This is a genomic window from Rhodococcus sp. P3_B8 (genome assembly GCF_056402775.1).
Genome location: NZ_JBFUGT010000043.1, coordinates 12,934 through 36,283, shown reverse-complemented (window position 1 = coordinate 36,283; position 23,350 = coordinate 12,934). Strand labels below are relative to the sequence as shown.

Genomic DNA, 23,350 nt, shown 5'->3' with positions numbered 1-23,350 from the left:
GTTAGACCTCCTCAACTGTGACGAGGTGGCGCACCACGTTGATCAGACCGCGGTTCTGCGCGTTGTCCTCACGAACAACGGTCTGACGGATGCCCTTCAGGCCCAGCGTGCGCAGAGAGTTCTTCTGGTTCTGCTTGGTACCGATGGTGCTCTTGATCTGAGTGACCTTGAGTTCGGCCATTACTTCACGCTCCCAGCCTGTGCGCGTGCACGCAGCATGCCGGCGGGAGCCACGTCTTCGAGGGGGAGACCGCGGCGAGCCGCAACTTCCTCGGGACGCTGCAGGCCCTTGAGCGCAGCAACGGTCGCATGCACGACATTGATGGCGTTGTCGCTACCGAGCGACTTCGACAGGATGTCGTGGATACCGGCGCACTCCAGCACGGCACGCACCGCGCCGCCGGCAATGACACCGGTACCCGCGCTGGCCGGACGCAGCATGACGACGCCCGCTGCGGCCTCACCCTGAATCGGGTGCGTGATGGTGCCACCGATCATCGGAACGCGGAAGAAGCTCTTGCGAGCCTCCTCGACACCCTTCTGAATGGCCGCAGGAACTTCCTTGGCTTTGCCGTAGCCGACGCCGACCAGTCCATTACCGTCGCCGACGATCACCAGAGCGGTGAAGCTGAAGCGACGACCACCCTTGACGACCTTCGACACGCGGTTGATCGTGACGACGCGCTCGATGTGGTTCGACTTCTCGGCCGACTGTCCGCCGCGACGATCGTCGCGACCGCCAMCACGACGGTCGCCGCCGCCGCGGTTGTCCCCCGTGTTGGGGCCATTCTGTCCGGCGGGTCCGCTTCCGCCGTCACGCCTCTGACGTCCCGGCATCAGGCTGTCCTTCCGTTCGAAATGATGGTCATCAGAACTTCAACCCGCCTTCGCGAGCTGCGTCCGCCAGGGCCGCGATGCGACCGTGGTAGCCGTGTCCGCCGTGGTCGAAGACCACGGTCTCGACGCCGGCAGCCTTCGCGCGCTCGGCGATCAGCTGACCGACCTTTGCGCTGAGGGCCTTCTTGTCGCCGTCCGCTGCCCGCACGTCGGCCTCGGTGGTCGACGCCGCGGCCAGGGTGTGGCCTGCGAGGTCGTCCACGAGCTGGACGTGGATGTGGCGCGAGGACCGGTTGACGACCAGGCGGGGACGCTCGGGCGTGCCGGAGACCTTCTTGCGGAGACGGAAGTGACGACGCACCTTCGACAGGCGACGCTTCGTGGACGCATCCTTGCCGAGCGGAACCCGCTTGGCTTTCTGGTTTGCAGTCTGGCTCATATCACTTACCCGTCTTTCCGACCTTGCGGCGGATCTGCTCACCCTCGTAACGCACGCCCTTGCCCTTGTACGGGTCCGGACGACGGAGACGACGGATGTTGGCCGAGATCTGCCCGACCTTCTGCTTGTCGATGCCCGACACCGAGAACTTGGTGGGCGACTCGACCGCGAAGGTGATGCCTTCCGGAGCCTCGATCGGGACCGGGTGGCTGTAGCCGAGTGCGAACTCGAGGTCCTTGCCCTTGAGAGCGACGCGGTACCCGACGCCGTGAATCTCCATCTTGGTGGTGTAACCGTCGGTGACACCGGTGATGAGGTTCTGTACCAGGGTACGAGACAGACCGTGCAGCGCGCGGCTGCGACGCTCGTCGTCCGGACGGGTCACGCTGAGCGTGCCGTCGTCGTTCTTCGCAATGGCAATGGGCTCGGAGATCGTCAGGGCGAGTGAGCCCTTGGGACCCTTGACCGTGACGTCCTGGCCGTCGATCGAGACGTCGACGCCGCCGGGGACGGTGACGGGAATCTTTCCAATACGCGACATTGTGGTGGCCTCCCTTACCAGACGTAGGCGAGGACTTCCCCGCCCACTCCTTGATTGGCCGCCTGGCGATCGGTGAGCAGGCCGGTGGACGTGGAAATGATCGCCACGCCGAGGCCGCCCAGAACCTTGGGCAGGTTGGTGGACTTCGCGTACACACGCAGACCGGGCTTGGAGACGCGGCGCACGCCGGCGAGGCTGCGCTCACGGCTCGGGCCGTACTTCAGGTCGACGATGAGGGTCTTGCCCACCTCGGCGTCTTCGGTGCGGTAGTCGGCGATGTAACCCTCGCGCTTGAGGATCTCGGCGATGTTCGCCTTGATCTTCGAGTGAGGCAACTTCACCTCATCGTGGTACGCCGTGTTGGCGTTGCGCAGAYGCGTCAAGAAGTCTGCGATGGGGTCGGTCATGGTCATGAGGTTGACCTCTACCTTTCTCACAACGGTTCCCTCTGCCGTTTCCGGCGCAGGCCTATCGCGAAGTAGGTCTTACGTTTCCCGGTCCGAGGTTACGAACCGGAAGTCTGTGGGGTGACGCCGCCGCCGAGGCGACGGCGTCACCGGCTCACCAGGAGCTCTTGTGAACGCCGGGCAGCTCGCCGGCGTGCGCCATCTCACGGACGCAGATTCGGCACAGGCCGAACTTGCGGAACACCGAGTGCGGACGGCCGCAGCGCTGGCAGCGGGTGTAGGCGCGCACCGCGAACTTGGGCTTCTTGTTGGCCTTGTTGACCAATGCCTTCTTAGCCATTAGCTCAGTTCTCCTTGAACGGGAAGCCGAGGTGCTTCAGCAGGGCACGGCCTTCTTCGTTGTTGGTCGCGGTGGTCACCACGGTGATGTCCATGCCGCGCGGGCGGTCGATCTTGTCCACGTCGATCTCGTGGAACATCGACTGCTCGTTCAGGCCGAAGGTGTAGTTGCCGTTGCCGTCGAACTGGTTGCCCGACAGGCCGCGGAAGTCCCTGATGCGGGGAAGCGCGACGGACACGAGACGGTCCAGGAACTCCCACATGCGGTCGCCACGCAGCGTGACGCGGGCACCGATCGGCATACCCTCGCGGAGCTTGAACTGCGCGATGGACTTGCGTGCCTTGCGGATCTCGGGCTTCTGACCGGTGATCAGAGCGAGATCGTTGACGGCACCGTTGATCAGCTTGGCGTCGCGCGCGGCGTCACCGACACCCATGTTGACGACGACCTTGACGACGCCGGGGATCTGCATCACGTTGGCGTAGTCGAACTCGGTGTTCAGCGCAGCCTTGATCTCCTCGCGGTAGCGAGTCTTCAGGCGCGGCTGGATCTTGTTCTCAGTGGAGGTCATGTCAGATGTCCTTCCCGTTCTTCCGGGAAATCCGAACGCGCTTGCCGGACTCTTCGTCGGTCCGGTAGCCCACGCGAGTGGGGTTGCCGTCCGAGTCGACGACCGCGACGTTGGAAACGTGGATCGGGGCTTCCTGCGTGACGATGCCGCCGGAGGAGGCTCCGCGCTCGTTCGCGGAAACCGCGGTGTGCTTCTTGATGCGGTTCACGCCTTCGACGAGGACCTTGTTGGTCGCGGGATAGGCCTGGATGACCTTGCCCTTCGCGCCCTTGTCCTTGCCGGCGATGACCAGCACGGTGTCACCCTTGTGCACCTTCATCACAGCACCTCCGGGGCGAGCGAGACGATCTTCATGAACTTCTTCTCACGCAGTTCACGGCCGACGGGGCCGAAGATGCGGGTGCCACGGGGATCGTTGTCCGGCTTGATGAGGACGGCGGCGTTCTCGTCGAACTTGATGTACGACCCGTCCGGACGGCGACGTTCCTTGGTGGTACGGACGATGACGGCCTTGACGACCTCGCCCTTCTTGATGTTTCCACCCGGGATGGCGTCCTTGACGGTGGCGACGATGATGTCACCGATCCCGGCGTAGCGGCGAGACGAACCACCGAGAACGCGGATGCAGAGAATCTCCTTGGCACCCGTGTTGTCGGCGACGCGCAGCCGCGACTCCTGCTGAATCACTTACTTCTCCTTGACCTGGACTGTTGCACGGCAGATTTCCGACCCGACGTGCGCGGTCTGTACCCGTGCCCTGCGAGAGGGGCCGCCCGGGTGGGCGGCACAACGGTGGGGTTGCCGTGCGTCTGCCGCAAGGCAACCCCACCATCGTACTGGATACATTATTCGGTTTCTTACTTGGCCTTCTCGAGGACCTCGACGAGGCGCCAGTGCTTGGTCGCGGACAGCGGACGGGTCTCCATCAGCTGCACGCGGTCACCGATGCCTGYGACGCCGTTCTCGTCGTGCGCCTTCACCTTGCTGGTGCGCCGGATGATCTTGCCGTAGAGCGGGTGCTTGACCCGGTCTTCGAGCTCGACCACGATCGTCTTCTCCATCTTGTCGGAGACGACGTATCCGGTGCGGACCTTGCGGCTGCCGCGCTCTTCAGTGCTCACTGCTTTTTCCTCACTCATGCCGCGTCACCTGCGTCCGGACCAACGGCCAGCCCGAGCTCACGCTCACGCAGAACGGTGTAGATACGCGCGATCTCGTGACGAACGGTACGAAGTCGACGGTTGTTGTCCATCTGACCCGTGGCCATCTGGAAACGAAGGTTGAACAGCTCTTCCTTCGACTCACGAAGCCGGGTGACCAGCTCTTCTTCGGTGAGCTCGCGGAGCTCTGCGGCTGGGGTTCCAGTAGCCATCAGAACTGCTCCTCCCTTGTCACGATCCGGCACTTGCACGGGAGCTTGTGCATCGCGCGGCGCAGGGCCTCACGAGCGATCTCCTCATTGGGGTAGCTCATCTCGAACATCACGCGACCGGGCTTGACGTTCGCGATCCACCACTCGGGCGAACCCTTACCGGAACCCATGCGGGTTTCGGCCGGCTTCTTGGTGAGGGGGCGATCCGGGAAGATGTTGATCCAGATCTTGCCGCCACGCTTGATGTGCCGGGTCATGGCGATACGAGCGGACTCGATCTGCCGGTTGGTGATGTAGGCCGGCTCGAGAGCCTGGATGCCGTAGTCACCGAAGGTCACCTGGGTTCCACCCTTGGCGGCACCCGAACGGCTCGGATGGTGCTGCTTGCGGTGCTTGACCCGCCGTGGGATCAACATGCGTCAGCCCTCCTTCTGTTCAGTCGTAGAGGGTGCATCGGCAGTGGCGGTCGCTGCGCGGCCGGCCTCGGTGCTGGTCGCGGTGGTGCCGGTGGCACCGGAACGACGGGGACGGCTCGGACGCTCACGGCGCGGGCGGTCGCCTGCGGGAGCAGCCACGTTGGCGGCCAGCTCACGCTTGCCACCGACGATGTCGCCCTTGTAGATCCAGACCTTCACGCCGATGCGGCCGAAGGTGGTCTTGGCCTCGTAGAGGCCGTAGTCGATGTCCGCACGAAGCGTGTGCAGCGGCACACGGCCTTCGCGGTAGAACTCCGACCGGGACATCTCGGCGCCGCCGAGACGACCGGAGCACTGAACGCGGATGCCCTTGACGTTGGGCTGACGCATGGCCGACTGGATGGCCTTGCGCATGGCGCGACGGAAGGCGACACGGTTCGAGAGCTGCTCGGCCACACCCTGTGCGACGAGCTGAGCCTCGGCCTCGGCGTTCTTGACCTCGAGGATGTTCAGCTGGACCTGCTTGCCGGTCAGCTTCTCGAGCTCGGAACGGATGCGATCGGCTTCGGCGCCGCGGCGGCCGATGACGATGCCCGGGCGAGCGGTGTGGATGTCCACACGCACACGGTCACGGGTGCGCTCGATCTCGACCTTCGCGATGCCCGCGCGCTCCATGCCGGTGGCGAGGAGCTTACGGATCGCGACGTCTTCCTTGACGTACTCCGCGTACTGCTTGTCTGCGTACCAGCGAGACTTCCAGTCGGTGGTGATGCCGAGGCGGAAGCCGTGCGGGTTGATTTTCTGGCCCACTACTGAGCACTTCCCTTCCGGCGATTACGGGTCGATGTTCCGGTCTTCGGCAGGCTCTCCACGATCACGGTGATGTGACTGGTGCGCTTGCGGATACGGAACGCACGTCCCTGTGCACGCGGCTGGAACCGCTTGAGGGTCGCGCCCTCGTCCACGAACGCCGTGGCGACGACAAGCGTGCTCGGGTCGAGGTCGAGGTTGTTCTCGGCGTTGGCTGCTGCAGAGGCGATCACCTTGGCGACCGGCTCGCTCGCTGCCTGCGGCGCGAACTTCAGGATGTTCAGGGCGTCTTCAACCGAACGCCCGCGGACCAGGTCCACAACACGACGCGCCTTCATCGGCGTGACGCGCACGTGGCGCGCTACTGCCTTGGCGGTCGGGTTGGCGGTTTCGGTGTTGCTCATCGCCTCTTCGCCTTCCGATCATCCTTGATGTGACCCTTGAACGTGCGGGTCGGTGCAAACTCTCCGAGCTTGTGTCCGACCATCGAGTCGGAAACGAACACGGGGACGTGCTTGCGGCCGTCGTGAACCGCAAACGTGTGGCCGATGAAGTCCGGGATGATCGTGGAACGACGGGACCAGGTCTTGATGACCTGCTTGGTTCCCTTTTCGTTCTGCACGTCCACCTTCGCGAGGAGGTGGTCATCGACGAACGGGCCCTTCTTGAGGCTGCGTGGCATCCTTCACTCCCTCCTAGCGCTTGTTCTTGCCGGTACGGCGACGACGGACAATGAGCTTGTCGCTCGCCTTGTTCTTGCGGGTGCGGCCCTCGGGCTTGCCCCACGGGCTGACCGGGTGGCGACCACCGGAGGTCTTACCCTCACCACCACCGTGCGGGTGGTCGACCGGGTTCATCACGACACCACGGACGGTGGGGCGCTTGCCCTTCCAGCGCATACGGCCGGCCTTGCCCCAGTTGATGTTCGACTGTTCGGCGTTGCCGACCTCACCGATCGAGGCGCGGCAGCGAACGTCGACACGACGGATTTCGCCGGACGGCATACGCAGCGTGGCGTAGGTGCCTTCCTTACCGAGCAGCTGGATGCTGGATCCGGCCGAGCGGGCCATCTTGGCGCCGCCACCCGGGCGGAGTTCCACCGCGTGGATGGTGGTACCCGTCGGGATGTTGCGCAGGGGCAGGTTGTTGCCGGGCTTGATGTCGGCGCCTGCGCCGGACTCGACCGGAGCACCCTGGATCAGGCCCTTGGGGGCGATGATGTAGCGCTTCTCGCCGTCCGCGTAGTGCAGAAGGGCGATACGCGCGGTGCGGTTGGGGTCGTACTCGATGTGAGCGACCTTGGCCGGCACGCCGTCCTTGTCGTTGCGACGGAAATCGATCAGCCGGTAGGCGCGCTTGTGTCCGCCACCCTTGTGCCGGGTGGTGATACGACCGTGTGCGTTACGTCCACCGCGTCCGTGGAGCGGGCGAACCAGCGACTTCTCGGGGGTCGACCGAGTGATCTCGGCGAAGTCCGAGACGCTCGAGCCACGACGGCCCGGGGTAGTCGGCTTGTACTTACGGATTGCCATGAGTCTTCTCGTCCTCTATGTCTCGTCAAGTCCCGGGCGCTTACGCGACCGGTCCTCCGAAGATCTCGATGGGCTTGCTGTCGGCCGAGAGGGTCACGAGCGCGCGCTTGGTGTCCTTGCGCTTGCCGTAACCGAACCGGGTCCGCTTGCGCTTGCCCTGACGGTTGGCGGTGTTGACGCTGGTCACGGTGACGCCGAAGATCTTCTCGACGGCAATCTTGATCTGCGTCTTGTTCGAGTCCGGGTGCACCAGGAAGGTGTAGGTGCCTTCCTCGATCAGTCCGTAGGACTTCTCGGAGATGACCGGGGCGAGCAGGATGTCGCGGGGATCGGCGATGGTGCTCACTTGCCCTCCTCCTTGTTCTCTTCCTGGGCGGTCTCGGCGGGCCCGTGGATGAACGAGTTCAGCGCCTCGACGCTGAACACGACGTCATCGCTGTTGAGCACGTCGTAGGTGTTGAGCTGGTCGGGTGCAATGGGGTGCACGCCGTCCAGGTTCTGCACGCTCTTCCAGGCCGCGATGTCCTCGCGTCCGACGACGAGCAGGACCTTCTTGCGGTCCGAGATCTCGCCGAGGAAGGTGCGGGCGGACTTCGTGGACGGAGTCTGACCGGCAACCAGTTCGGTGATCACGTGGATGCGCTCGTTGCGGGCCCGGTCGGAGAGGGCTCCGCGCAGGGCGGCGGCCTTCATCTTCTTGGGGGTCCGCTGGCTGTAGTCGCGCGGCTGCGGGCCGTGGACGGTGCCACCGCCGGCGAACTGCGGTGCACGGGTCGAGCCCTGACGAGCGCGGCCGGTCCCCTTCTGGCGGTACGGCTTCTTGCCACCGCCGCGAACCTCGCCGCGGGTCTTGGTGGCGTGGGTGCCCTGACGTGCAGCAGCGAGCTGCGCGACGACAACCTGGTGGAGAAGCGCGATGTTGGCAGGCGCGTCGAAGATCTCCGCGGGGAGCTCGACGGTGCCGTTGGTCTTGCCGCCGGCGACCTTGACGTCCAGCGTCAGCTTGGTCGTCGATGTCTCGGTGCTGGTCATGCTCGTGCACCACCCTTCACTGCACTCTTGACGATCACGAGGCCACCCTTGCGGCCGGGGATCGCACCCTTGATCAGCAGCAGGCCGTTCTCGGCATCCACCTTGTGGACGGAGAGGTTCTGCGTCGTGATGCGGTCGCTACCCATGCGGCCGGACATGCGCATGCCCTTGAACACGCGGCCCGGAGTGGCGCAACCACCGATGGAACCGGGGCGACGGTGAACGGCCTGCGCACCGTGCGATGCACCCTGACCGGCGAAGCCGTGGCGCTTCATGGTTCCGGCGAAGCCCTTACCCTTGCTGGTTCCGGTGACGTCGACGTAGGCGCCGTCCTCGAAGACCTCGGCGGTAAGTTCCTGGCCGACCTCGTACTCCGAGGTGTCGGCAACGCGGAGCTCCACAACGTGGCGGCGCGGGGTGACGCCGGCCTTGGCGAACTGGCCGGAAGTCGGCTTGTTCACCTTGCGCGGGTCGATGGCGCCGAACGCGAGCTGCACGGCGCTGTAGCCGTCACGCTCTTCGGTACGAATCTGGGTCACGACGTTCGGTCCGGCCTTCACGACGGTGACCGGAACGACCCGGTTGTTCTCGTCGAAGACCTGGGTCATGCCGAGCTTGGTGCCCAGGATTCCCTTGATCTTGGTATCAGTCATTGTTTTTGTCTCCGCCGCGCTCACTGAATGTTGACGTCGACGCTGGCCGGAAGGTCGATGCGCATGAGCGCGTCAACCGTCTTGGGCGTCGGGTCGAGGATGTCGATAAGCCGCTTGTGAGTACGCATCTCGAAGTGCTCGCGCGAGTCCTTGTACTTGTGCGGCGAGCGGATGACGCAGTACACGTTCTTTTCGGTCGGCAACGGCACGGGTCCAACGACGCGGGCCCCGGTACGGGTCACCGTCTCGACGATCTTGCGCGCTGACGCGTCGATCGCCTCATGGTCGTAGGCCTTGAGCCTGATGCGGATCTTCTGTCCCGCCACGCTTAGTGTCCTTTTCTTGCCGCGTTTCGTAGTCCCACCCGAGTCGGGCCGAACTACCTCGTCTGCACAGTCCCTTACCTGGGCCGCAACTGTCCGAACGCTAGGCGACCGGGACACACCCGATCCGCTGCCGCTGTTCATCTGTCATGGTTCTCCGGTACACGCGGTCGGGCGTGTCGCCCTCCCACTCATTCTCCGACCCGGAACTTTTCAGCTTTTCGGGCCGGGAACGCGCACCGGATGCACTCGAATTCGAGTGCCAGTAGGTACTGCTTCCGTCTTGCATGTGGCCGCGAGCAGGTCATGTGATCTACACCGCGACGTTTCACCCCACCTGTTTCGGGCCGCAAACGATCGCGTCCCAGACAAGGCAACCCGACCAGTATGCCGTACCGGGCGGGAGACTTCAAACCGGGCTCGATTCCTCTCGTACTCGACCGAACTTACTCTGAAGTAAGATACGGGAGTGACTACCTCGAGTCCCACGTTCGCCGCGTGGCAAAAGCTCCCCGACAACACGCTCGGACACGTCCTCTTCTCTATCGGCATGTGTCTGCGCGTCCCCTACTTCGGCTCGGTACTCCCCCGCGTCGTCGAGATGCGCCCGGGCCGCTGCGAAGTCCGCGCACCGAAATGGTGGGGCGTGCGCAACCACCTGGGTACGTTCCACGCGATCGCGGCATGCAACCTCGCCGAGGCCGCCATGGGCATGCTGTCCGAGGCGACCGTGCCGTCGACCCACCGGTGGATCCCGAAGTCGATGACGGTCGACTACCTCGCCAAGGCGAACGGAACGCTGCGCGCCGTCGCGGAACTGCCGGAGCTGCCGGATTTTGCCGCGATCACCGAGGGCACCGACGTGGTGGTGCCCGTGCGCATCTTCGACCGACAGGGAGTAGAGGTGGTTCACGCCGACATCACGACGTGGGTCACGCCGCGGTAGAGCGCGAAAGGCGCATGTCGAAGCTCACATTCGTCTCGAAGTTCGCGGGAGTGACCCGAATTGCCGTGTGGCACTTCCCCGGAGCCGGAACGTCGCGGTACAGCACGACCTTCCGGCCGGACGGGATCGGTTTCCGCCGTGGTCGCCGAGGCCGAAGTGGTACAGACGTCCGGCATTTATCGTGTACCTGTCTTTACGCGTTACAGAAGTTTTTCCCACCCCTTCGTCGGGCACGAAGGTGTTCCCCGGTCTGCCTTGATCACCCTCTTCGCGTGACATACTCGGGACATGCCAGCACCTGACTCCGCCGTTCTTGTCGAGGGAATCGAGAAATCCTTCGGTGACGTAGCAGCGTTGCGGGGTGTGAGCTTCGAGGTGCCCCGCGGCACGGTCCTGGGCATCCTGGGCCCCAACGGCGCAGGGAAGACCACCACCGTCAACGTGCTGTCCACTCTGCTGCGCCCCGATGCGGGCCGCGCGTTCGTCGCCGGACACGACGTCGTCGAGGAGTCGGCGAACGTCCGGCGCAGCATCATGATGACGGGCCAGTACGCCGCCCTCGACGAGTCGCTGACCGGCCGCGAGAATCTGGTGCTGTTCGGCCGCCTGATGGGCCTGCCCAAGGCGTCCGCGAAATCGCGCGCACAGGACCTCCTGACACAGTTCGATCTGCTCGAAGCGGGTGACCGGAAGGTGTCCGGGTACTCCGGCGGTATGCGCCGGCGCGTCGACATCGCCTGTGGCCTCGTGATCCGTCCCGAGGTGGTGTTCCTCGACGAGCCCACCACCGGCCTCGACCCCCGCAGCCGCCAGGGCGTGTGGTCCCTCGTGTCCGCGCTGAAGGAGCAGGGCATCACGATCCTGCTGACGACGCAGTACCTCGAAGAAGCCGACCTGCTGAGCGACAACATCGTCGTCATCGACAAGGGCACCGTGATCGCCGAGGGCACGGCCGACGAACTGAAGGCCCGGACCGGCGGAAGCTACTGCGAGGTCGTCCCGGTGAGTCTCGACGACCTGCCGCGCGTCCGCGAAATCCTCTCGAGCCTCTGCCCACCCGGCCGGGCCATCGAGGAAGGCACCGACCGGCTGTCGATTCCCGCCGAACACGGCGCCCAGACCCTCGCCGAGGTTCTGCGCCGCCTCGACCTCGCCGGGGTCACGCTCGCCGACATCGCCCTGCGGCGCCCGTCCCTCGACGACGTCTTCCTCTCCCTCACCGGTCACGTCCGCGTCGACGAGAGCCTGCCGTCGTGACGGCGCCCGCCCAGCTCGGATTCGACAGTGCCCTCGAAGGCAGGCACCGGCGGCCGCAACCGTCGATCATCCAGCAGTGGATTGCGCTGTCCCAGCGGAATCTGCACACGATGTGGGTGTTCGGTCAGTTCTTCATCGCGGTGTTCGCCCCGCTGATCTTCACAGTCGGTTTCTATCTGCCGCTGCGTCTGGTGATGAAGTTCCAGGGCATCGACTACGCGCAGTTCGTCATGCCGATCATCGTCCTGCAGGCCATGGCGTTCACCGCGATCTCGGCGGCGCACCGCGCGGCCACCGAGGCGTCGAACGGCATGAATTCGCGATTCCAGACGATGCCGGTCGGGGCGGCGGTCCCGCTTGCCGCGCGAATGACAGCCTCCCTCGTGCACTCGACGATCTCACTCGTCGCCGCGATCGGCTACGGATACGCGATCGGCTTCCGGTTCGACGGCGGTTTCGGGCTGACCGCGGCGTTCTGCGGGCTGGCGATGCTGATCGGCTTCACGCTCACGACGGGTGCCGACGCCCTCGGCACCCTGACCCGGAGCCCCGAGGTCACCAGTCAGGCGCTGACGCTCCCCCAGCTGATCCTCGGCATGTTCTCGTCCGGTTTCGTTCCGGTGACGCAGTTCCCGGAGTGGGCGCAGGGTTTCGTGCGAAATCAGCCCATCTCGCAGTTCTCCTCGTCCATGCGTGCCATGACGGAAGGCACGATCACGTTCCACCAGCTGACACCCACCCTGTTGTGGTGCGGAGGGCTGGCACTGGTCTTCATTCCGTTGTCGATCTGGTCGAATGTGAGGCGCGGATGACCACCGAATACCGATCCGACACACCGGCGACGGTGACCTTCCCCGAGGTGCTCGAACCCCACCCGGAGAATTCCTTCGCCGCACTCTTCGCGCACAGCCTGCTGCAGACCAGACGACTTCTCCTCCGCTGGGCGCGCGACCCGTACACCATGCTGCAGGCGATCGTGTACCCGTCGTTGATGTTGCTGATGTTCTGGGCGGTGCTCGGGATCTCGATCACCAAGGCCACCGGGGTCAACAGCGTCTTCGGGACCGTTCCGATGATCACGCTCGTCGGCGCGATGTTCGGATCCATCGCGGGCGGTCTGTCGCTGAAGAAGGAATGGGCGGACGGGCTCCTGAGCCGGTTCTGGGTGCTGCCCGTGCACCGCGCGTCGGGCCTGCTCAGTCGCCTGATGGCCGAATCGGTGCGGATCATGCTCACGACGGTGCTGATCATCGCCGTCGGTTTCGCCATCGGGTTCCGGTTCGATCAGGGCATCCTCGCCGGTGTCGCGCTGATGCTCCTGCCGCTGCTGTTCGGGGTGAGTTTCGCGACGATGGTGACCGCCCTCGCCGTCAACGCGGCGAAGGCACCGCTCGTCGAACTCCTCTCCCTGCTGTGCACTCTCCTGCTGTTCTTCAACTCGGGATTCGTACCCACCGGCGCCTACCCCACGTGGCTCCAGCCGTTCGTGGAGAACCAGCCGATGTCGTGCGCGATCGACGCGATGAAGGGACTGTCGATGGGCGGTCCCGTCGCGGAGCCTCTGCTCAAGACCATCGCGTGGTCGCTCGCCGGGCTGCTGATCTTCACCTACCCCGCGGTGCGCGGCTATCGCCGGGCCGCGGGCAACCCGGCATAGCCCCTCGCATACCGGAGCTCAGAAGAATCTGATCCCGGCCAACCGGTGACGCACCGCCGTCGCGGGGGTCAGGAGCCAGTCGACCGTCTCGACGATCCGGCCGACGCGCAGCAGCAGCTCGTCGAGGTCCTGTTCGGGGGCCGTCAGCGACCCGACGACTCCGTCCACCGACCGGACCGTGCCTGCGAAGGTGTCGAGCCCGTCGGCGAACTTGTCCAGCAACGCGTCGAACCTGCCCAGCACGCGGGCGAATTCGTCGAGGGACGTCCCGATCTCGTGGGCCACCCCGTCGACGCGGCCGATCGTGACGTCGGCATTGAGTGCGGCCTGGGTGAGTCTCCTGATACGGCCGGCCGTATCGACACCGTCCGCCGCACCCGTCGGTTTGCTCATCGATGTTCTCTCCTCGGCTCGTGCACGGACCTAGCGCGGGGTGTGCCCCGTGAGTGGCGGCTCGATCACCAACGGATCGTCCGCGGCCGGTGGTCCGTAGACGCCGCCGTTCCTCGTCGCGTTCTCCTGACCCAGGTCGTCCGGTCGTGGAACGTTCACGGCACCCCGCTGCTCCAGGTACTGCTGCGACTGGCACGTCCAGTCCAGGGCGGGCGCACTCGGTTCCGCGTCGGTCACCAGACGGCGAGGGGCGTYGTACACGCACATCGGCCCCTGCGTTCCGACCAGGAAAAGGTCCGCGAGTCCGCCCTTCTCGATCGACGCGATCTTCGGCAGCGCGCCGGGCATGATCGTCAGGCCGTAGTCGAGGGAGGGTGTGCGGTCACCGACGATCCGGGTGGGGAGAACCAGATTCGTCATCAGGGCGCCCAGTGAGTCCCGATTTCCCGACAGCAACGAGTCCAGACTCGCCATCGTCTGCGGCGAGCGCCCGAGCAGGTCGACGAGGGCGGAGTCATGGGCCCGCAATTGCTCGAGAACGTTCCGCGCGGTGCTCGCCGATTCCGGCAGAGCGGCGGTGAGGCCGTCCGCCGTGTCCAGGAGCGGCATGCCCTTGTTCACGATGGTCGACAATGCGTCGGTGCGGGTTTCGAGTGTCCGGGCGATCTCGGCGGAACCGTCGAGCAGGTTCTGCAGGTCGGGCCCCGTGCCCCCGAAGGCGGTGCCGAACGTGTCGGCCAGCGACGACAGAGCGGTGATGTCCATCGAGTTCACGAGGTCCGTGGTCTCGACGAGGGTCGCGTCGAGCGAGCGCGGGATTCCCTCCTCCGGAACCTCGACGACGTCTCCGTCCGCGAGGTACGGCGGGTCCGCACTGTCGGGCATGATGTCGAGCGCCTGGATGCCGATCGCGTTCTCGGTGGTGATCTTCGCCGTCGATCCGGCCGGCACCTGGGTACCGGGATGCAGTTCGATGCCGAGGACGACGCCCGTCCCTTCGGGGTTCACGTCGACGGAGCTGATAGTGCCCACTCCGACTCCGCGATAATTGACGGACGCTCCCTGGGCGAGGCCCGCGGCGTGGTCGAGCCGCGCACTCAGGTGAATGGGACTTCCGAACGTGTCCGGGCCTGCGACGTACCGCAGCCCGAACAGCATCGCGGCGATCGAGATCACGAGGAACAGGACCAACTGCGCCACCACGTGACGTGTCATCATCGGACGCCTCCGCCGAGTACCTCGGGCAGCGTACGGGCTTCCGGCACCTCGAGCGGAGCCGATCCGGTGAGCAACTTGGCGATGACGGCGGTGACGTCGAACGTTCCGTCGAACGTCGTGTAATCGCCGGGTGTGGCCGCGGCGAATCCACCGAGGAACGTGGCCACCGAATTCAGTGTCGGCGCGAGTTGTGACTCGAACCCGTCGAGTGCCGTGAGCACGGCCCCCGCGTCGCTGATCTCGGCCGACAGTTCGGATCCGGCGCTGCCGAGGACATGTTGCGCCTCGCGGCTGAGACGGGACGCCTCCCCCATCAACGCGACGATCTGATCGCGTTGCGACACCAGGAGATCCACCGCAGGCGCCAGGCCGGTCATCGCCCGATCGAGGGTCGGTTGCCCGGCGGCGAGTTCCGCCGCGAAGGCATTGGACGCCACCATCGCCCGGTCGAGTTCGTCCCGATGGTCGTCGACGACGCCCAGTGTGTCGTTCAACATGTCCACCAGTTCCCGGACCTTGTCCGAGCGGCCCGCGAAGGCGACGGTCAATTCGTTCATGATGGCGTGCATCTGGTCTATGCCGCTGCCGTTCAGCACGGTGGCCAGCGCGGCCAGGCCACTCTCGATGTCGGGACCGCGCGACGTCCGGTCCAGTGGGATGGTGTCACCCTCGCTCATCGGCGCGCCCGCCGCGCCCCCGACGTCGAGTCGGACGAAGGGATTGCCGAGGGCCGTGGGCAATTCGATCCGAGCCGTCGCATCCTGCGGTATCGGAACGTCGTCGCGGATCCGCATCTCGATCCGAGCGGTGAAGTCCCGGGTCGACACGTCCGAGACTCGGCCCACCACCTCTTGACCCACCCGGACCTCGGCGCCCGGGACGACACGATCGACACCGTCGAACTGCGCGGAGATCTGATATGACGGACCGTCCGGCGAACGGCCCACCGACAGATCCTGCAGGCTCAGCGAACACCCCGCGACCGGCAGCGCCATACCGACGACCAGCGCCGCCGTCAGCGATTTCGTTCTCGCCCGGATCGTCATCGTCCTCCGACCATGAGTTCGCGCAGCCCGAACGGGTCGGACATGCTGGGCGGAAACTGAATCGGGTTGGTGATTCCCGCTCCGCGGCAGAGGATCGGATCGACCACCGCGCAGAGCGGGGACGTCGGCTCGGCCTGCGCCAGGTTGGTGGAGATGTTCAGCCGGATGCGGGCACGCTGGTCAGGAGTGACCRCACGCTGGATGTTGTCGATCAGCAAGGGCACCAGGTCCATGATCTCGGCGAGGTCGGTGTCGTGCCTCTGCAGCACCTCGCTCACTCCCGCGAGGTTGTCGATGCCGGCGGCGACGTCGCCGCCCCGGGCGGACACGAGTTGGTCGATCTGGTTCAGGAGCGCGGACAACTGGTTCACCGTGTCGCCGATCGCGAACTGCTGGCCGGCGAACTCGTCGCCGATCGCAGTGAGCGAACCGGCGAGTGAATCGACCTGCGCCYGACGCGACGAGATCGCGTTCACGAGCACCTCGAGGTTGTCGACGAGCGCGCCGACATCCGCGCTGTTGCCTGCGATCACCGAACTCGCCTGCGACAGTGTGCGGATGGCGTCGTTCATCGCGGGACCGAGGCCGTCCGAGGACGCGGCGGCAGCGGAGATCGCGGCGCCGGCATCGCCTCCGTCCGGACCGAGCGCCTTGACGACGGTGTCGACGCTGTCCATCAACTGGTCCCAGGTGATCGGCGAATGACTGCGCTCGGGTGCAATGGTCTGCCCGCTCTCGAACACCGGGCCGCCGGTGTACGCGGGGCCGAGTTCGACGAATCGCTCACCGATCGCGGACGTCACCAGCACGTACGCATTCGCGTCCGCGGGCAGCACGATGTCCGACGCGACGGACATCGTGACCATCACGGTCGCGCCTCTCGGCTCGACCGCCTCGACCGTGCCGACCGGAACCCCGAGCACCGAGACCTTGGTGCCGGGGAACACGCCGTTGACGTAGGCGAATTCGGAATGCACGACGGTGGACGACGTGCGGAAGATCAGCAGCCAGCCGGCCACGACGATCGCCACCACGAGCGCGAGCACGCCGCCGATCCCGGCGACCCGGCGTGCGATGCCCGCGTTCACGAGCACCCCGTGATCAGTCCGACGACGCACAGCAGGTTGTCGGCGATGACGGCCGACGGCGCGGAGACGTCGGCCCAGTCGCCGGTTCCGGTCGCGTTCACGAGGGCCCTCGCGGCCGGTGCACCCGTGGTCAGGAGCGAGTCGAGGTTCGCGAGGTTCGCCTGCAGCCGGTCCGTCACCTGTCTCGCGTTGGCGAGCAGTGAATCCAGCTCGGCGGTGTTCTCGCCGAGGAACTGGGATGCCTGTGCGACGAGTGCCTGGAGATCGTCGACCATCTGGCGGATGGCTGCACGCCGGGTGGCGAGTGTGTTCATCACGACGTCCGCGTTACCGAGCAGGGTGGTGAGCTGACCCTCCTGACCGACCAGCACGTCCGTGAGGGTCCGCGAGCTGTCGAGCAATTGCGTGACCTGGTCGGCGTTCTTCGCCAGGATCGTGGACGCCGCGCTCACACCCGCCAGTGCCTCCCGGTTGAGGTTCGCGTCCTGCGGCAATGTCTCCGTCACCACCGCAAGCATCTTCTGCAGTCCCCCGAGGTCGAGTTCGTCCGCCGTCTCGATCGCGGACGATCCGATGTCGTCGAGCGAATACGGAACGCTGGTGCGGCGGAGTGGGATCACCCCGTCATCCCCCAGGTCTCCCGGCCCCGACGGCGCGACGTCCAGATAGCGCTTGCCGAGGATGGTCGACAGCTTCACCCCCGCGGACGTCGTCGATCCGAGGTGACGTTCGCCGTCGAGCCGGAAGTGCACGACCACGTGATCGCCCGCCAGGTCCACTCCGGTGACCCGGCCGGCGGGGACCCCCGCCACGTACACGTAGTCCGAATCGGTCAGGCCCGCAGCGTTCGCGAGTTCGGCCGTGTACCCGTCGGTCCGCACGGCGAAGCTCACCCGCGGGATCACCAGAACCAGCGCCAGCGCCAGCGTTGCCGCGAGAATTCCCACGATTCCGACGATCAGCGGGTTGACGGGCCGCACTCGCTGATTTCCGGCCAGCGAGTCCCAGACGTCGCGCACGTTCTCGGTGACACTCATTGGCAGTACCTCGAATGCAGGTCGGGACCGAGGGCGCCTTCGCGACCGTCGACGTTGACGATGAAGGTGCACAGGTAGATGTTGAGCCACGAGCCGTACGAGCCCGAGCGGTCGACGGACGAGAAGAACTCCGGCATGGCCACCATGAGGTGATCGAATTCCGGGTTGGCGCCCAGCATCGCCCCCGTCAGCGAGTGAAGTTGTTCCACTGTGCGGCCGAGCTCCGGGACGCGCCCGTCCACGATCTGCAGCGCCGAGCGACTCACCGCCGCACTCTGATCGAGGGTGTCCATGAGAACCTCGTTGTTCTCGGCCAGCATCCCGGTGAACTGGGTGAGGCTGTCGACGAGGTGGGACAGCTCGGGACCCCGTGCCGCCGCCGTTCCCACCACCACCTCGAGGTTCCGGATGAGATCACCGATCAGCTGATCGTGATTCGCCAGGTTGCCGGTGACGTCCGCCACCCTGCGCAGCAGAGTTTCCATGCTCGCCTTCCTGCCGTCGAACACCGCGACGACTTCGGTGGCGAGTGCGTTGACCTGTTTCGGGTCGATGGCGTCGAACAGTGGCTTGAATCCGTTGAAGAGACTGGTGAGGTCGAGTGCGGGCGACGTTCGGTCGAGCGGAATCGTGTCGCCCTCCTCGAGGGTGCCCTCGCCCGACGGCCCGGCCGCGAGATCGAGATACCGGACCCCCAGGAGGTCGCCGTACCGGATGGCGACGGTGGTGTCGGCGGGAAGTTTCTGATCGCGCTGCACCTCGAAGTCCACCAGGGCGGTGGCACTTCCGGCGTCGCCGTCGACGATGTCGATCGAATCGACACGTCCCACCCGCACACCGGCGATGGTGACGTCGCTGCCGGGAGTGACACCCTGGGCGTCGGTGAACAACGCCTTGTACGTGACGGTCTGCCCCTCGACCGGGACCCGCAGCGTGTTCACGACGAGCACTGCCGAGAGGATGCCGAGGACGCCGAAGATCGCCAGTTTGATTGCCGAGTTCCGGACGCTCATCCTCCGCCACCTCCCCCGCAGTTCGGTCCGTCCATGCCGGGATACTGCGGGCAGTCGGCCGACGTGTAGGGCCGCGGGTTGGACAGGTCCGCGGCGACCCGGACCGCGAACTTGCCGGTGGAGAAGACGGCGGCGCCTGCCTCGCCGAACGGGCCTGCCTCGTCGAGGGTGGCCCGCAGCAGATCGGACTTGCTGGCCATGGTGCCCAGGGTCGGCGAGACGTTCAGGGCCACCGCGATCATGTTGTCCGCGTTCTGTTCCAGGACGTCGCCGGAATTCCTCGAGACGACGAGCGAAGCGGCGAGGAAACCGGTGAAGCTGTCGGTGTTCTCGACGAGTGTGTTCGACAGCGACACCGCGGCGTCCATGGCGGCGAGGACGTCCGGCGCGGCCGCGGCCAGTTGCTCACTGATCCGGGCGATCTGTGGCGTCCGCTCCCCGACCCACTCGACGAGTGGCGCGGTGGATGTCGCCACAGCGTGGAGGCTGTCGATGGTGTGCCCCAACTGCTCGCCGCGACCCCGCAACGCGTCGGCGACGGCACTGAGTGCGGCCTGCATCTGTTCGGGTTTCACCCGCGACAGCATGTCGTAGACCTTCGAGTACAGGTCGTACATCTGGACGGTCTCCGCCGAGTTGTCGGGTTGCAGCCGCGCCCCGGCCTCGAGTCGGGCGCCGCCGCTTCCGGCGGTCGACACCAGCTCGACGGTCTGGTCGCCGAACAGCGTGCGGGGAACGACCCGCACCTCGACGGAAGCCGGGATGTGACGCATCTGCTCGGGGCGGAGACTGATGTCCATGCCCGTCTCGTTCATTCCGGCGTCGACACTCGACACGGTTCCGACGGTCGCCCCCTTGTAGGACACCGTGGTGTGCGACTTCACGGCACCGGCGGCGGCCGGAAGTGTCGCTGTCACCACGGGATCGGTGACGATCGTTCCGGTGCCGAAACCGACCAGCAATGCCGATCCCAGAATCAGGACCGCCACTCCGATCACCCCCCGCACGGCGAGTGCGCCGGTGCCCGGACCACCCGGGCGGCCGCGCATCACGGCAACCCCAGGGCGGGGGCGGACGGGACGAGACCCCACAGCGAGAGCGTCAGCAGCAGATCGACGATACCGATGGCGAGGATGCTGGTCCGCAACGCACGTCCGGCCGCACGGCCGACGCCCTCGGGGCCGCCGTGCGCGTGGTATCCGTACGAGCAGTGGACGAGCGCGATGATCGTCGCGAACACGACGGCCTTGACGAACGAGTACACGACGTCGGTGGGGGTGAGCATGAGATGGAAGTAGTAGTCGTAGGTTCCGGCCGACTGCCCGCCGAACGTGACGATCACGAGCCGCGATGCCAGGTACGACGACAGCAGGCCGACGACGTACAACGGCACCACACAGATCAGGCACGAGACGAGTCGTGTGCTCGCGAGGAACGGCAGCGACCGGATCGCCATCGCGTCCAGCGCACTGATCTCCTCCGAGATGCGCATGGCGCCGAGCTGCGCGGTGAACCCGGTTCCGACCTTCGCTGCGAGCGCGATGCTGGCGATCACGGGCGCCAGTTCGCGGGTGTTGAGGATCGCCGACAGGAGTCCGGACAGCGATCCCATGCCGAGCAGGTCCAGTCCGCGCAGCCCTTCGATGCCCACCTGTGTCGCGGCGACGGCGGACATCGCGAAGACGACACCGATCGCGCCGCCGCCGGCGAGCAGCGTGGCACCGCCGAAGCTGATGTCGCCGATCTGACGCATGATGTGCCGCCAGTACTTCACGATCGCGAGGGGAACTCCGGCGATCACGCTGCCGTAGAACGTGAATTCCCGCCCCAGCCCCGTCATCAGGTCGAGGGGCTGACGTGCCCGGGCCCGCACCCAGTGCACTGCGGGCCATCTGGTGCTCACGACCATCAGTAACCACCTACCGGGACGACGAGAACGGAATAGAGCTGACTGAGCACGGTGTTGACGATGAAGACCAGGATGAAGGCCAGCACGACGGCCTCGTTGACGGCGTCGGCGACACCGCTGGGCCCGCCCTTGGCGTGCAGCCCCTTGAAACTGGCGACGAGCGCCGACGTCACCGCGAACGCCGTCGATTTGACGAGGGCGACCACGAAATCCGACAACCGCGTGTACTGCGACAGTGCGGTGAGAAAGCTTCCCGCCGAACTGTTCTGGACGATCACCTGGAAGAGGAAGCAGGCCGACACTCCGACGGCGGTGACCATCGCGCAGAGTGCGATGCCGACGATCACCGCTGCGAGCACGCGCGGGACCACGAGCCGCTCGATCACATTGAGCCCGAGCACCTCCATGGCCTCGACCTCTTCGCGGATCGTCCGCGAGCCGAGGTCGGCGCAGATCGCGGACCCTCCGACCCCGGCCAGCATCAGCGCGCACACCAGGGCGGACGCCTGCCCGACGATCACGAACCCCACGACCGCCCCGGTGTACCCCTCGGCGCCGAGCTGACCGGCGAGGCTACCGATCGTGACAGCGATGAGGACTCCGATGGGGATCATCAACAGCAGGGCGGGTGCCGACGTGACCGACGCGATCCGCCAGGCCTGATCCAGCAGTTCCCGCCAGGCCAACTTGCGCCGCACCAGAACTCGCACCGCGGCCACCGTGGTCGCGATAGAGAATCCGATGAGTGCGCCGACTTCGTTGGCGAAGTGACTCACGGGCCCTTTGGCGGGTGGCAACTCGAATGTCACGCGGTCCTCCCCCGTTGCCGGTCACCGCAGAGCGGGGACCGGCCTCGAGATGTTCGATACGGGGTCAGACGACCGCGACGCCGGATGCGCCGTGGGTCTTTCGGAGTTCGCCTTTGACGACCTTGCCGCTGGCGTTGCGGGGCAGCGCGTCGACGATCACGACGTCTTTCGGGTGTTTGTACCGGGCGAGCTTGTCGTCGAGCCACGCCGCGAGTTCGTCCACGGTGAGGTCGGATCCCTCGTCGTCGAGTGCGACGACGGCGACGGGCACCTCGGTCCACTTGGGATCGGGCCGGCCGACGACGGCGGCCTCCCGGATCCGCGGATGTCCGAACAGGACGTTCTCCACCTCGGCGCAGTAGATGTTCTCTCCGCCGGAGATGATCATGTCCTTCTTCCTGTCGACGACGTAGACGAATCCTTCGTCGTCCTGCCGCACCAGATCTCCGGAGTGGAACCACCCGCCGGCGAACGCGTCCGCCGTGGCGGCCGGGTTCTGCCAGTACTCGAGCATCATCGTCGGTCCGCGGTAGACGATTTCGCCGACGGTCCCGGGTGCGACGTCGTTCATGTCGTCGTCGACGACGCGCGTCTGGATCGTCGGGATCGGTTTGCCCACCGAACCCAGTTTGCGGATCGCGTCGTCCCCGTCGAGGACACAGGTGATGGGCGACATCTCGGTCTGCCCGAACACCGCGACGATGAGCGCCCGCGGGAACGTGTCCGCCATGGCGCGCAGCACCGTATCCGATGCGGGCGCGGCCCCCCAGCTGATGACGCGGAGGGCGAGATCGCGACCCCGGACGGTCGGGTCGGCGCAGACGGCCTGCCACTGCACCGGCACGAGGAACACCGTCGTGATCCGCTCCTGCTCCCACACGTCGAGCATCTCGGTGGGGTTGAACGCCTTGAGCGGGTGAATCACCGTGGTACCGCCGAGCATCAGCATCGGGGCGACGGAACCGAGCGCGGCCACGTGGAACACGGGGGACGCGAGGAACCCGATGTCGTCGCCGCGGTCGTAACGCATCGCGCGGATACAGGTGATGGACTGTCCGACCATGTTCGAGTGCGACAGCACCGCACCCTTGGGCGTACCCGTCGTTCCGGACGTGTAGAGAATCAGCGACGGTGTGTCCTCCGGCAGATCGACGGGGGCATGGGCCGGGCCGGACTCCGACACGAGTTCTTCGTAGCCGAGCATGTCGGCTTCCGTGTCGGCGCCGATGTTCACGACCAGGCTCAGTTCGGGAACGTCCTGCCGCACCGCCGCGACCAGCGGTGCGAGCGCGGGCTCGGTGAACACCGCACGAGCCCCGGAGTCACGGGCGATGAACGCGACCTCGGGCGGGGTGAGCCGGAAGTTGACGGGGACCGCGATGGCGCCGAGGGCATTGATCGCGAGAACCGCTTCGAAGAATTCGGTGCGGTTGAGGGTGAGCAGCAGAACACGGTCGCCGAACTTCACGCCTCGCCGGGACAGTGCGCCGGCGAGCGCCTCCGATCGGTCGTGCAATTCGCGCCAGGTCGTACTGTGGCCGAGAAAGCGGAACGCGGCCTGATCGGGCTTCATCTCCGCGTGCGACGCAACCCAGTTGTTCCAGTGGTTGCGGCGGGATTGCAGTGGCTGCTCCAGCAGCTCGCTACGTGACGACATGTGGTGGTGGTCCCTTCGCTGTACTCGTGCCCGGCGCCCGTCTGCCT

General features: G+C 66.0%; 34 protein-coding genes. 4 read left to right on the top strand and 30 right to left on the bottom strand.

The features are described 5' to 3' along the window. Position 1: 1 nt before the first annotated feature. The 20 genes from rpmD to rpsJ form a co-directional block, all read right to left on the bottom strand. Positions 2–181: a 50S ribosomal protein L30 gene (gene rpmD / locus AC1D1G_RS16960; RefSeq protein WP_005239665.1), complete on the bottom strand. Its 180-nt coding sequence runs from the start codon at positions 179–181 to the stop codon at positions 2–4. Continuing rightward, complete coding sequence (gene rpsE, locus AC1D1G_RS16955; RefSeq protein ID WP_477952978.1) at positions 181–837, bottom strand: 30S ribosomal protein S5; 657 nt, start codon at positions 835–837, stop codon at positions 181–183. Before rpsE ends, rpmD begins: the two co-directional genes overlap by 1 nt. A 31-nt stretch (positions 838–868) precedes the next feature. Further along, a complete protein-coding gene (gene rplR / locus AC1D1G_RS16950; protein ID WP_072945701.1) occupies positions 869–1,276 on the bottom strand; it encodes a 50S ribosomal protein L18 in 408 nt (135 codons plus the stop codon). Position 1,277: 1 nt separating this feature from the next. Next, entirely contained in the window at positions 1,278–1,817 is a 540-nt protein-coding gene (gene rplF, locus AC1D1G_RS16945) for a 50S ribosomal protein L6 (protein ID WP_009479371.1), read from the bottom strand. A gap of 14 nt (positions 1,818–1,831) precedes the next feature. Then, complete coding sequence (rpsH, locus tag AC1D1G_RS16940) at positions 1,832–2,230, bottom strand: 30S ribosomal protein S8 (protein ID WP_477952976.1); 399 nt, start codon at positions 2,228–2,230, stop codon at positions 1,832–1,834. A gap of 148 nt (positions 2,231–2,378) precedes the next feature. Then, the gene (locus tag AC1D1G_RS16935) at positions 2,379–2,564 is read right to left on the bottom strand and encodes a type Z 30S ribosomal protein S14 (protein WP_005239644.1); all 186 of its coding nucleotides are present in this window, start codon (positions 2,562–2,564) and stop codon (positions 2,379–2,381) included. A gap of 4 nt (positions 2,565–2,568) precedes the next feature. Then, a complete protein-coding gene (gene rplE / locus AC1D1G_RS16930) occupies positions 2,569–3,135 on the bottom strand; it encodes a 50S ribosomal protein L5 (RefSeq protein WP_005239642.1) in 567 nt (188 codons plus the stop codon). A 1-nt stretch (position 3,136) separates the two neighbouring features. Beyond that, entirely contained in the window at positions 3,137–3,454 is a 318-nt protein-coding gene (rplX, locus tag AC1D1G_RS16925) for a 50S ribosomal protein L24 (RefSeq protein WP_005239640.1), read from the bottom strand. Next, positions 3,454–3,822, bottom strand: coding sequence for a 50S ribosomal protein L14 (rplN, locus tag AC1D1G_RS16920; protein WP_005239639.1), 369 nt, complete (start codon positions 3,820–3,822; stop codon positions 3,454–3,456). Before rplN ends, rplX begins: the two co-directional genes overlap by 1 nt. Before the next feature lie 170 nt (positions 3,823–3,992). Continuing rightward, positions 3,993–4,274 carry a 30S ribosomal protein S17 gene (rpsQ, locus tag AC1D1G_RS16915; RefSeq protein ID WP_477952975.1) on the bottom strand — a complete coding sequence of 94 codons (282 nt, stop codon included), beginning with the start codon at positions 4,272–4,274 and terminating at the stop codon, positions 3,993–3,995. Next, positions 4,271–4,507, bottom strand: a complete 237-nt coding sequence (rpmC, locus tag AC1D1G_RS16910; protein WP_005239637.1) for a 50S ribosomal protein L29 — start codon at positions 4,505–4,507, stop codon at positions 4,271–4,273. Before rpmC ends, rpsQ begins: the two co-directional genes overlap by 4 nt. Continuing rightward, positions 4,507–4,923: a 50S ribosomal protein L16 gene (gene rplP / locus AC1D1G_RS16905; protein WP_005239636.1), complete on the bottom strand. Its 417-nt coding sequence runs from the start codon at positions 4,921–4,923 to the stop codon at positions 4,507–4,509. The genes rpmC and rplP overlap by 1 nt, the downstream gene beginning before the upstream one ends. 3 nt (positions 4,924–4,926) lie before the next feature. Continuing rightward, a complete protein-coding gene (gene rpsC, locus AC1D1G_RS16900) occupies positions 4,927–5,733 on the bottom strand; it encodes a 30S ribosomal protein S3 (protein ID WP_317569220.1) in 807 nt (268 codons plus the stop codon). Continuing rightward, the gene (gene rplV / locus AC1D1G_RS16895) at positions 5,733–6,137 is read right to left on the bottom strand and encodes a 50S ribosomal protein L22 (protein ID WP_005239634.1); all 405 of its coding nucleotides are present in this window, start codon (positions 6,135–6,137) and stop codon (positions 5,733–5,735) included. Before rplV ends, rpsC begins: the two co-directional genes overlap by 1 nt. Further along, positions 6,134–6,415: a 30S ribosomal protein S19 gene (gene rpsS, locus AC1D1G_RS16890; RefSeq protein WP_003940820.1), complete on the bottom strand. Its 282-nt coding sequence runs from the start codon at positions 6,413–6,415 to the stop codon at positions 6,134–6,136. Before rpsS ends, rplV begins: the two co-directional genes overlap by 4 nt. Before the next feature lie 13 nt (positions 6,416–6,428). After that, positions 6,429–7,265: a 50S ribosomal protein L2 gene (gene rplB / locus AC1D1G_RS16885; RefSeq protein ID WP_280782635.1), complete on the bottom strand. Its 837-nt coding sequence runs from the start codon at positions 7,263–7,265 to the stop codon at positions 6,429–6,431. Positions 7,266–7,305: 40 nt separating this feature from the next. After that, positions 7,306–7,611 (bottom strand): 50S ribosomal protein L23, encoded by a 306-nt coding sequence (gene rplW, locus AC1D1G_RS16880; protein WP_005239632.1) that lies wholly within the window; start codon positions 7,609–7,611, stop codon positions 7,306–7,308. Further along, positions 7,608–8,297: a 50S ribosomal protein L4 gene (gene rplD / locus AC1D1G_RS16875; RefSeq protein ID WP_105412648.1), complete on the bottom strand. Its 690-nt coding sequence runs from the start codon at positions 8,295–8,297 to the stop codon at positions 7,608–7,610. The genes rplW and rplD overlap by 4 nt, the downstream gene beginning before the upstream one ends. Continuing rightward, positions 8,294–8,950 (bottom strand): 50S ribosomal protein L3, encoded by a 657-nt coding sequence (rplC, locus tag AC1D1G_RS16870; protein WP_009479366.1) that lies wholly within the window; start codon positions 8,948–8,950, stop codon positions 8,294–8,296. Before rplC ends, rplD begins: the two co-directional genes overlap by 4 nt. A gap of 20 nt (positions 8,951–8,970) precedes the next feature. Beyond that, on the bottom strand, positions 8,971–9,276 hold the full coding sequence (gene rpsJ / locus AC1D1G_RS16865) for a 30S ribosomal protein S10 (protein WP_003938093.1): 306 nt from the start codon (positions 9,274–9,276) through the stop codon (positions 8,971–8,973). A 466-nt stretch (positions 9,277–9,742) separates the two neighbouring features. Here rpsJ and AC1D1G_RS16860 point away from each other — a divergent pair, with 466 nt between their 5' ends. The 4 genes from AC1D1G_RS16860 (at position 9,743) to AC1D1G_RS16845 (ending at position 13,133) form a co-directional block, all read left to right on the top strand. Continuing rightward, positions 9,743–10,219 (top strand): hotdog fold domain-containing protein, encoded by a 477-nt coding sequence (locus AC1D1G_RS16860; protein WP_280782634.1) that lies wholly within the window; start codon positions 9,743–9,745, stop codon positions 10,217–10,219. A gap of 288 nt (positions 10,220–10,507) precedes the next feature. Further along, a complete protein-coding gene (locus AC1D1G_RS16855; RefSeq protein WP_105412650.1) occupies positions 10,508–11,476 on the top strand; it encodes an ATP-binding cassette domain-containing protein in 969 nt (322 codons plus the stop codon). Then, positions 11,473–12,288 (top strand): ABC transporter permease, encoded by an 816-nt coding sequence (locus AC1D1G_RS16850; RefSeq protein ID WP_105412651.1) that lies wholly within the window; start codon positions 11,473–11,475, stop codon positions 12,286–12,288. Before AC1D1G_RS16855 ends, AC1D1G_RS16850 begins: the two co-directional genes overlap by 4 nt. Continuing rightward, positions 12,285–13,133: an ABC transporter permease gene (locus tag AC1D1G_RS16845; protein WP_317569219.1), complete on the top strand. Its 849-nt coding sequence runs from the start codon at positions 12,285–12,287 to the stop codon at positions 13,131–13,133. Before AC1D1G_RS16850 ends, AC1D1G_RS16845 begins: the two co-directional genes overlap by 4 nt. Before the next feature lie 18 nt (positions 13,134–13,151). Here the strand turns inward: AC1D1G_RS16845 and AC1D1G_RS16840 are convergent, their stop codons facing one another. From AC1D1G_RS16840 to fadD5, 10 genes are all read right to left on the bottom strand, one after another. Next, the gene (locus AC1D1G_RS16840; protein WP_283332979.1) at positions 13,152–13,526 is read right to left on the bottom strand and encodes a hypothetical protein; all 375 of its coding nucleotides are present in this window, start codon (positions 13,524–13,526) and stop codon (positions 13,152–13,154) included. Between the two features lie 30 nt (positions 13,527–13,556). Beyond that, the gene (locus AC1D1G_RS16835) at positions 13,557–14,744 is read right to left on the bottom strand and encodes an MlaD family protein (RefSeq protein WP_477952973.1); all 1,188 of its coding nucleotides are present in this window, start codon (positions 14,742–14,744) and stop codon (positions 13,557–13,559) included. Beyond that, a complete protein-coding gene (locus tag AC1D1G_RS16830) occupies positions 14,741–15,790 on the bottom strand; it encodes an MCE family protein (protein WP_477952972.1) in 1,050 nt (349 codons plus the stop codon). Before AC1D1G_RS16830 ends, AC1D1G_RS16835 begins: the two co-directional genes overlap by 4 nt. After that, entirely contained in the window at positions 15,787–16,878 is a 1,092-nt protein-coding gene (locus AC1D1G_RS16825) for an MCE family protein (protein ID WP_477952971.1), read from the bottom strand. Before AC1D1G_RS16825 ends, AC1D1G_RS16830 begins: the two co-directional genes overlap by 4 nt. Continuing rightward, on the bottom strand, positions 16,875–17,915 hold the full coding sequence (locus AC1D1G_RS16820) for an MCE family protein (protein ID WP_317569215.1): 1,041 nt from the start codon (positions 17,913–17,915) through the stop codon (positions 16,875–16,877). The genes AC1D1G_RS16825 and AC1D1G_RS16820 overlap by 4 nt, the downstream gene beginning before the upstream one ends. Further along, positions 17,912–18,928, bottom strand: coding sequence for an MCE family protein (locus AC1D1G_RS16815; protein WP_280782626.1), 1,017 nt, complete (start codon positions 18,926–18,928; stop codon positions 17,912–17,914). Before AC1D1G_RS16815 ends, AC1D1G_RS16820 begins: the two co-directional genes overlap by 4 nt. Further along, the gene (locus AC1D1G_RS16810) at positions 18,925–19,977 is read right to left on the bottom strand and encodes an MCE family protein (RefSeq protein WP_317569213.1); all 1,053 of its coding nucleotides are present in this window, start codon (positions 19,975–19,977) and stop codon (positions 18,925–18,927) included. The genes AC1D1G_RS16815 and AC1D1G_RS16810 overlap by 4 nt, the downstream gene beginning before the upstream one ends. After that, on the bottom strand, positions 19,977–20,837 hold the full coding sequence (locus tag AC1D1G_RS16805; RefSeq protein ID WP_009479359.1) for an MlaE family ABC transporter permease: 861 nt from the start codon (positions 20,835–20,837) through the stop codon (positions 19,977–19,979). Before AC1D1G_RS16805 ends, AC1D1G_RS16810 begins: the two co-directional genes overlap by 1 nt. Continuing rightward, complete coding sequence (locus AC1D1G_RS16800) at positions 20,837–21,646, bottom strand: MlaE family ABC transporter permease (protein ID WP_105412661.1); 810 nt, start codon at positions 21,644–21,646, stop codon at positions 20,837–20,839. Before AC1D1G_RS16800 ends, AC1D1G_RS16805 begins: the two co-directional genes overlap by 1 nt. A 64-nt stretch (positions 21,647–21,710) precedes the next feature. After that, positions 21,711–23,303 carry a fatty-acid--CoA ligase FadD5 gene (gene fadD5, locus AC1D1G_RS16795; protein WP_317569211.1) on the bottom strand — a complete coding sequence of 531 codons (1,593 nt, stop codon included), beginning with the start codon at positions 23,301–23,303 and terminating at the stop codon, positions 21,711–21,713. Positions 23,304–23,350 lie beyond the last annotated feature (47 nt).

What these genes read in the sequence shown, in the direction of transcription:
- AC1D1G_RS16855 (WP_105412650.1), top strand. Translation starts at nt 10,508, where the DNA reads ATGCCAGCACCTGACTCCGCCGTTCTTGTCGAGGGAATCGAGAAATCC.
- AC1D1G_RS16840 (WP_283332979.1), bottom strand. Translation starts at nt 13,526, where the DNA reads ATGAGCAAACCGACGGGTGCGGCGGACGGTGTCGATACGGCCGGCCGT.
- rpsS (WP_003940820.1), bottom strand. Translation starts at nt 6,415, where the DNA reads ATGCCACGCAGCCTCAAGAAGGGCCCGTTCGTCGATGACCACCTCCTC.
- rpmC (WP_005239637.1), bottom strand. Translation starts at nt 4,507, where the DNA reads ATGGCTACTGGAACCCCAGCCGCAGAGCTCCGCGAGCTCACCGAAGAA.
- AC1D1G_RS16845 (WP_317569219.1), top strand. Translation starts at nt 12,285, where the DNA reads ATGACCACCGAATACCGATCCGACACACCGGCGACGGTGACCTTCCCC.
- AC1D1G_RS16935 (WP_005239644.1), bottom strand. Translation starts at nt 2,564, where the DNA reads ATGGCTAAGAAGGCATTGGTCAACAAGGCCAACAAGAAGCCCAAGTTC.
- rpmD (WP_005239665.1), bottom strand. Translation starts at nt 181, where the DNA reads ATGGCCGAACTCAAGGTCACTCAGATCAAGAGCACCATCGGTACCAAG.
- rplR (WP_072945701.1), bottom strand. Translation starts at nt 1,276, where the DNA reads ATGAGCCAGACTGCAAACCAGAAAGCCAAGCGGGTTCCGCTCGGCAAG.
- rplE (WP_005239642.1), bottom strand. Translation starts at nt 3,135, where the DNA reads ATGACCTCCACTGAGAACAAGATCCAGCCGCGCCTGAAGACTCGCTAC.
- rplX (WP_005239640.1), bottom strand. Translation starts at nt 3,454, where the DNA reads ATGAAGGTGCACAAGGGTGACACCGTGCTGGTCATCGCCGGCAAGGAC.
- AC1D1G_RS16805 (WP_009479359.1), bottom strand. Translation starts at nt 20,837, where the DNA reads ATGGTCGTGAGCACCAGATGGCCCGCAGTGCACTGGGTGCGGGCCCGG.
- rplP (WP_005239636.1), bottom strand. Translation starts at nt 4,923, where the DNA reads ATGTTGATCCCACGGCGGGTCAAGCACCGCAAGCAGCACCATCCGAGC.
- AC1D1G_RS16830 (WP_477952972.1), bottom strand. Translation starts at nt 15,790, where the DNA reads ATGACGATCCGGGCGAGAACGAAATCGCTGACGGCGGCGCTGGTCGTC.
- AC1D1G_RS16815 (WP_280782626.1), bottom strand. Translation starts at nt 18,928, where the DNA reads ATGAGCGTCCGGAACTCGGCAATCAAACTGGCGATCTTCGGCGTCCTC.
- rplD (WP_105412648.1), bottom strand. Translation starts at nt 8,297, where the DNA reads ATGACCAGCACCGAGACATCGACGACCAAGCTGACGCTGGACGTCAAG.
- rplV (WP_005239634.1), bottom strand. Translation starts at nt 6,137, where the DNA reads ATGAGCAACACCGAAACCGCCAACCCGACCGCCAAGGCAGTAGCGCGC.
- rplF (WP_009479371.1), bottom strand. Translation starts at nt 1,817, where the DNA reads ATGTCGCGTATTGGAAAGATTCCCGTCACCGTCCCCGGCGGCGTCGAC.
- AC1D1G_RS16820 (WP_317569215.1), bottom strand. Translation starts at nt 17,915, where the DNA reads ATGAGTGTCACCGAGAACGTGCGCGACGTCTGGGACTCGCTGGCCGGA.
- fadD5 (WP_317569211.1), bottom strand. Translation starts at nt 23,303, where the DNA reads ATGTCGTCACGTAGCGAGCTGCTGGAGCAGCCACTGCAATCCCGCCGC.
- AC1D1G_RS16810 (WP_317569213.1), bottom strand. Translation starts at nt 19,977, where the DNA reads ATGCGCGGCCGCCCGGGTGGTCCGGGCACCGGCGCACTCGCCGTGCGG.
- rplB (WP_280782635.1), bottom strand. Translation starts at nt 7,265, where the DNA reads ATGGCAATCCGTAAGTACAAGCCGACTACCCCGGGCCGTCGTGGCTCG.
- rplC (WP_009479366.1), bottom strand. Translation starts at nt 8,950, where the DNA reads ATGACTGATACCAAGATCAAGGGAATCCTGGGCACCAAGCTCGGCATG.